The sequence below is a fragment of the Empedobacter sp. UBA7611 genome, assembly GCF_002484365.1.
GTDB classification, from domain to species: Bacteria; Bacteroidota; Bacteroidia; order Flavobacteriales; family Weeksellaceae; genus Empedobacter; species Empedobacter falsenii_B.
In genome coordinates this window covers 1-6,120 of sequence record NZ_DLJR01000075.1, presented here as the reverse complement: position 1 = coordinate 6,120, position 6,120 = coordinate 1, and the positions used below count along the sequence as shown (strand labels likewise).

Sequence of the window (6,120 nt, the reverse complement as noted above, 5' to 3'; positions counted from 1 at the left end):
TAACAAAATTTATTTTGATAAATTTTAAAGTTTTTATTTCAATAAGTCAATTCTTACTTTCACTCCAAAAACCCTTTCGGAATCGGATTGCAAAGCTAAAAACTTATTTAGAATCTCGCAAATTTATTTTTAAATAATTTTTGTCGCTACTAAGTCCTTATGTCAACTACAATACTACTCGTCTTTCGTATTGCGGTTGCAAATATACGGCTGGATTATTCGTTTTTCCAAACATACTTTACTTTTATTTTACATTCTTCTCTTAAGTGATTGGTACAATGGAAAATATTTTTTAAATTTTTTAGATATGAGATGTGAGATATTAGATTTTTGACGAGAAAAGCTCTTTTTAAAAACAAAATTATAACGGGATAGATTTCTCGACAAGCTCGAAACGACAGGAAAATTAAACTTGTTAATTACTCAAGAATGCCTTTTAACTTCATAAAATGATTAGACGTTTTGCTTTTCTTACCAAAAAGAAAAGTAAAATGGATACTTTTGAGTTAACTATTCGGGAGGAATTGTCGCAAAGCGAGAATGAGTTATTCAGTATAGTTAATAATATAATGGATACGATGCTGATGACATCATAATTAAGTTTCTATAAAAAAGCTTTTTGATAAAATCGGAGTGACAGAATCAAAAAAAGGAGAACGCTTTATTCTCCTTTTGTATCTTATTAATGTGGACCGTTACCGTTTTTATCTTTTTCCAAATCGGTATTCCAAATTTTGATTTTATCTGTTTTTTTCAAGCCAGATTTTACTTGAACATTCACTCCGTCTGTAATTCCAAGAGTGATGTATTTCTTTTCGTATTTTGCATCTTGTCCTTTACCAGAAGTAAGAATCTCAACATATGGTTTTTGGTTTTCGTCGTAACGAACATGCGCTGATTTTACCAACAATACATTTTTTGCTTCCTGCGTTACAACCTCAGCATTTGCAGAATATCCCGCACGAATAAAGTTATCTGAATCTAATTGAACTGGTGCTTTAATCTCGAACTGAACTACTCCATTCGTTGCAACTCCTTGAGGCGAAATAAAATCAAGAATCGCTGTAAAAGTTTTGTTCGGAATTGCACCAATCGATACATTAATTTTCATTCCTTCTTTTAATTTACCAACCTCAGCTTCGTCAACTTTTCCTTGGAAAATCATTTTCTTAACATCAGCCATCGTAGCAATCGTCGTACCTGTAGAGAAATTATTAATCTCTTGCACCATATTCCCAACCTCAACAGGAATATCTAAAATCATTCCCGAAGTAGTTGCTGTAATACGTGTTGTTGCATAAGCTTCCAAACCAGGAGCAATACCTGTTTGCGCAACCTTGTAATCGTTTTCGGCAGCTTTTAATTGTTGTTGAGCTGACTTATATGTTGCATTTGCATTGTCATAATCTGCACGAGGCAAAACACCTTGATTATATAAAGTTGATGTTCGATTGAAATTACGACGTTCTTGATCGACCGTAATTTGAGCCGCTTGAATAGACTGACGAGCTGCATTTAACGACTGAACATTTGGAACAACTTTCAGTTCACAAATCAATTGACCACGCTCTACATATTGTCCTTCAGCAACATTAATCGATTTTATAACACCCGAAATATTTGGCTTAATTTCAATTGTTTCCAACGGTTTTACTTCACCAGTTGCAACAGCTTTCACCTCTATATTTCCCATAAAAGGCGTTGTCGTTTCATAAACTTCATTGTCTTGGCTATTCTTTTTACCGAAATACGCAATCACACCGATTACAGCACCGATAAAAACGACAATCATCAAAATCTTTAGAAATTTTTTCATTCTTCTATATCTGTTAAGTTTTAGTTATTCATCTCTCAAAGCATCAATAGGTTTGATTTGAATTGCACGTTGAGCAGGAATCAATCCCGCTAAAGTTGCCATAATCACCATCACTGCTAAAGCTGTAAAAAGTGTAAACAAATCGATTGACGCATTATATAAAGGTATGTTTTTATTTGATGGAATGATAATTTCGTTGAGAACCATTAGTAAAAGTGCTGCAAAAATAATTCCGCCTAAACCTGCAATTAATGTTAAAACTACTGATTCTAACAAAATTTGTCCTCGAATTTGAGCAGGAATTGCACCTAATGCTCTTCGAATTCCAAATTCTTTTGTACGTTCTGAAACTGTAATCAATAATATACTTGCAATCGCAATAACCCCAGAAAATAATGTCATCCCTCCTACAACAATCGCTAGGAACTGCATTCCTTTTACGAATTTCATAATCTTCCCCAGCATTTCACCTAAGTTAAAACCTCCAATTCCCTGGTCGTCATCTGGCGAAATATTTTTAATTTGTTTCAGATATGTTTTTAATTCTTTTTCGAATGCAACAATATCATAATTATTAGGCAAACTCAAACTTAAATATTGAATCGTTTCCCCTTGATTGTATATTTTTTGAAATGTTGTAAACGGAATAAACACTTGATCTTTGCTCTCTACAGGTGAAGAAGGTGTGTCGTAAACGCCGACAATTGTATAATAACTATCACTAATTCTGATTTCTTTCCCTAAAGGTTTTGGTTTATCACCAAAAAATTGTTCCGCTACTTCAATTCCAATTACACAAACTTTCGATTCAGTTTTGATATCATCTTCATTGATAAAACGACCTTGAATAATATCTTTCCCAAACATTCGGTTTTGATCTGGATAATCTCCATTAACCGTGTAAAAATTATATTTTGTTCCGTAGGTTAAAATAGAACTTGGTTTAGAATTTCGAGGGGCTAACAACGAAATTTGAGGAAAACGAGCCTGAATTTGACGAACATCACTCATTTTCAATTCAATTGTACGACCTTTTTGAAACCCTTGATAAGGCATCGATGTTGTTCCTCCCCAAACAAATAATGAATTGGTTGCGGCATCTGCTAAATTTCGGTCAAAACCATTTTGCAAACCACGTGTTACGCCTAACAATAATACAAATAAGAACATTCCCCATGCGACACCAATCATCGTCAAAATAGTGCGCAATTTATTTTTGCGAATCGCCGCGTAGACTTCGCTCCAAGCATCTGGATCAAAAACAAATTTTATAAAGTTCATTATTCGTCTCTTAAAGCATCAATAGGTTTAATACGTGCTGCATTCAAAGCTGGAATTAATCCAGAAACTGTTCCTGCAACAAATAAAATAATACAAGCCATGACCAACGAATTGGTTTCTACGCCTGGATTATAAATAAAATATTCTTCTAAACTATCACCAATATTTTCTACAACAAGTGCCGCTAAAGCAATTCCTATTGCTCCGAAAATAATTGTAATCATAATTGCTTCTTGTAAAATCAATCCCAAAACATTGGCTGGTGTTGCGCCCAACGCTTTTCGAATACCAATTTCTTTGGTACGTTCTTTTACACTAAACACCATAATATTTCCGATACTTACAATTCCTGCAATCAAACTTCCTCCACCAATTACAAATACAATAATTGTCAGAATCAAGAAAAATTGATTGGTATCTTCCATTGCATCCGCCGCATTTCGTACCCAAACTCCGCCATAATCAGAAGGCGCAACATTGTGTCGGCCTTTTATATTATATTCGATTGCATTTGCTAGTTTAGAAATATCGGCCAAAGCCATTCCATCTTTTGGTGTTACAATAATCGATGATACTTTGTCCGTCGCATAAATTGTTCTAAACGTTGTAAAAGGCGCATACAAAGCACGTTCAGCATTATCACCACCATCTTTACTTTCGAAAACACCAACCACTTGATACATACTTGAACCTAATTGCAAATATTTACCAATTGCAATCTGATTTGGAAAAAAATCTTGCGCAACCAATCGTCCAATAACAATTGATTTGGACTGATTTTCCATATCTTTTTGATTGATAAATCGACCAAGTGTTACGTTTTCATTAATCATTGATTCATATTCTGGATAAACTCCAGTAATCGAATAACTTCCTGAATTAGCTTCATTTCTAATCGTATCACTTTTCGAAATTGTACTTACAATCGATTTTATTTCATCTGGAAAAGAATGTTTAATAAAATCAAAATCTTTTACATCCAATTCAATTGTACGTCCTTGTTTGAAACCATTGTAAGGTTCTGTTGTTGTACCTCCGTTAACGGTAATATTTAATGAATTTGCTTTGAAAAATTCTTGTTGAAACCCGTTCTGCAAACCATTTCCCAATCCATACAATGTAATAAACACAAAAAGCGCCAAAGCGATTGTCAAACCCGACAATGCTGTACGCAATTTATTACTTGCAATGGACGACCATATTTCGCTCCAACGGTCTGTATCAAACATATTTTATATTTAAGATTCTTTGATTTATGATTTACGAAGTTTGAGATTCGAAAATCATTAAACTCTTACTTGTTCTACTTTTTCGTCACTTACAATTACACCATCTTTAAGACGAACAATACGTTTACACATATTTGCAATATCATCTTCATGCGTCACCATTACAATTGTTTTACCTTCGTCATTAATTTCTTGAATCAGGTGCATTACTTCTTGCGAAGTCTTTGTATCCAGCGCTCCTGTAGGCTCATCCGCCAATAACAATTTTGGTTTTGCAGCCAATGCACGCGCAATTGCAACACGTTGTTTTTGTCCACCCGAAAGTTCATTTGGCATATGAGTAGCCCAAGGCTCCAACCCCACTCTTTCCAGATAACTAAGCGCTATTTTATTTCGATCCGATCGTTTTACTTTTTGATAATACAACGGTAACGCTACATTTTCTAATACATTTTTGAAACTAATTAAATTATAAGATTGAAAAATAAATCCTAAAAATTTGTTTCGATAATTAGCCGCTTTAGTTTCGTTTAACTTCTCAATTCTAACACCGTCCAATTCATAAATACCTGTATCATGCTCGTCCAACATTCCAATGATATTCAATAAAGTTGATTTCCCCGAACCCGAAGATCCCATAATCGCAACAAATTCGCCTTCCGTAATCTCAAGGTTAATTCCTTTGAGTACGTGAAGTTTGTTTTTTCCCATTATGTAGGATTTATTTAAATCTCGAATAGATATCATAGATTGTTGTAAATTTCAATAAAGATAACAGATAAGTCGAAATTATAAGAAAAATGTTACAAGCAAGTTTAAGATTTATCTTATAAATAGCGCTAAAATATTTTTCAAAATTAATTTTCAATAATTTTTGAAAGTATAGAAATTTATATATATTTGTGTAAATAATAATTGCAATGAAATTAGAAGAATCAAAAGAAAAATTTGTTCAAACTTGGGGAACTTTCGCTGTTAACTGGGGAATAAATCGTACTATGGCACAAGTTCATGCATTATTATTAACTTATAGTGAACCGATTTCAACTGATCAAATTATGGAAGAATTACAGATTTCGAGAGGAAATGCAAATATGAACTTGAGAGCGTTGATGGATTGGGGAATTATACGAAAAGAGCTAATAAAAGGAGAACGTAAAGAATATTTTGTTGCCGATAAAGATGTTTGGTATTTATTCAAACAAATTACAAAGGAACGCAGAAAGCGTGAAATAGAGCCAGTAATTGATTTTTTAGATACATTAAAAAATATTGATGATCAATCTGATGACGCAAAAGAATTTGCTAAATTATTACAAGATTTATCTTCTGTTTCAACAAAAATCAATAATATAATGGACCTTGCCATCAAATCTGATGAGCATTGGTTGGTAGGAAAAATCACGAATTTGATGAAATAATCAATTCGTATTTTTTTGAATCACAAATTTCAAAAATTATTGAAAATTCAATATGTATAATATTATTTCGTATATCATTTATCTGATTATTACTTTCTACATCACCATTTTTGTTGGTTGGAAAGTGTATAAAATTTGTTTTGTGTACTTGACAAACTTAATCGATAATCATTCTGTTTGTCAATCGATTAATAATCTTTTATTGATTGGATACTATTTGGTCAATTTAGGTTTTTCGGCAATAAGTTTACAAAACTGGGAACAAGTTGACTCCATTACCATCATGTTTTCTTCATTGTCCTACAAAATTGGATTTATATTATTAATCCTCGGAATATTACATTTTATTAATTTAACCCGTAGTGCATTTAGA

The 6,120-nt window shown here is 32.8% G+C and carries 6 protein-coding genes; 2 read left to right on the top strand and 4 right to left on the bottom strand.

Features of this window, described 5'->3' with window-relative positions; genetic code table 11:
* Positions 1-682: 682 nt before the first annotated feature.
* Genes B3R94_RS12905 through B3R94_RS12890 form a run of 4 tightly spaced genes read right to left on the bottom strand, consistent with a single transcriptional unit; the run spans position 683 to position 5,073 of the window.
* A complete protein-coding gene (locus B3R94_RS12905) occupies positions 683-1,816 on the bottom strand; it encodes an efflux RND transporter periplasmic adaptor subunit (protein ID WP_115001196.1) in 1,134 nt (377 codons plus the stop codon).
* 24 nt (positions 1,817-1,840) lie between these two features.
* A complete protein-coding gene (locus B3R94_RS12900) occupies positions 1,841-3,097 on the bottom strand; it encodes an ABC transporter permease (RefSeq protein WP_291101304.1) in 1,257 nt (418 codons plus the stop codon).
* Positions 3,097-4,326: an ABC transporter permease gene (locus B3R94_RS12895; protein WP_291101301.1), complete on the bottom strand. Its 1,230-nt coding sequence runs from the start codon at positions 4,324-4,326 to the stop codon at positions 3,097-3,099. Before B3R94_RS12895 ends, B3R94_RS12900 begins: the two co-directional genes overlap by 1 nt.
* Positions 4,327-4,383: 57 nt before the next feature.
* Positions 4,384-5,073 (bottom strand): ABC transporter ATP-binding protein, encoded by a 690-nt coding sequence (locus tag B3R94_RS12890; RefSeq protein ID WP_038335693.1) that lies wholly within the window; start codon positions 5,071-5,073, stop codon positions 4,384-4,386.
* A gap of 173 nt (positions 5,074-5,246) precedes the next feature.
* On the opposite strand from B3R94_RS12890, the gene B3R94_RS12885 reads away from it, so the two are divergent.
* Entirely contained in the window at positions 5,247-5,747 is a 501-nt protein-coding gene (locus B3R94_RS12885) for a GbsR/MarR family transcriptional regulator (RefSeq protein WP_125349104.1), read from the top strand.
* A gap of 52 nt (positions 5,748-5,799) precedes the next feature.
* Positions 5,800-6,120: hypothetical protein (locus B3R94_RS12880; protein ID WP_291101297.1), on the top strand; the 321-nt coding region annotated here is incomplete at its 3' end.

Coding starts and splice junctions, on each gene's coding strand:
- B3R94_RS12905 (WP_115001196.1), bottom strand. CDS start 1,816: ATGAAAAAATTTCTAAAGATTTTGATGATTGTCGTTTTTATCGGTGCT.
- B3R94_RS12900 (WP_291101304.1), bottom strand. CDS start 3,097: ATGAACTTTATAAAATTTGTTTTTGATCCAGATGCTTGGAGCGAAGTC.
- B3R94_RS12895 (WP_291101301.1), bottom strand. CDS start 4,326: ATGTTTGATACAGACCGTTGGAGCGAAATATGGTCGTCCATTGCAAGT.
- B3R94_RS12890 (WP_038335693.1), bottom strand. CDS start 5,073: ATGATATCTATTCGAGATTTAAATAAATCCTACATAATGGGAAAAAAC.
- B3R94_RS12885 (WP_125349104.1), top strand. CDS start 5,247: ATGAAATTAGAAGAATCAAAAGAAAAATTTGTTCAAACTTGGGGAACT.